The 368-nt window shown below is 64.4% G+C and carries 1 pseudogene; it reads left to right on the top strand.

Annotated features, from left to right (window positions below):
* Positions 1-24: 24 nt before the first annotated feature.
* Positions 25-368, top strand: a pseudogene (locus ACY35P_RS15690) (TonB-dependent receptor); the annotation flags it as partial.

Below are 368 nucleotides of genomic sequence, written 5' to 3'. Positions count from 1 at the left end.
AAGTCGCTGTTCGGCCGCGCGTCCGTGAACATCACCGACAACACGTCGGCGTTCATCACCGCGACGTACAACAACCGCCGTTCCGAGCAGCTGCTCGCCGCGATGCCGATCGTCCTGGGCTCCGGCCCGGGCGCCAACGCGCAGTCGCGCACGATCAACATCAGCCAGTTCAGCATCTACAACCCGTTCGGTGCGCCGGTCTCGCGCATCCAGCGTCGTGCGGTCGAGACGGGCGGTCGTTCGTTCAACCAGAACGTCGACACGTTCGGCTTCAACGGTGGCCTCGAGGGTTCGTTCGAGCGCTGGAACCGTTACTTCACGTGGGACGCGGGCATGGTGTATGGCCGCAACGACGAGAACGACACGAC

The organism is Lysobacter xanthus, assembly GCF_047159895.1.
Note: the sequence above shows the minus strand (reverse complement) of the source record. Positions and strands in the feature narration are given on the sequence as shown.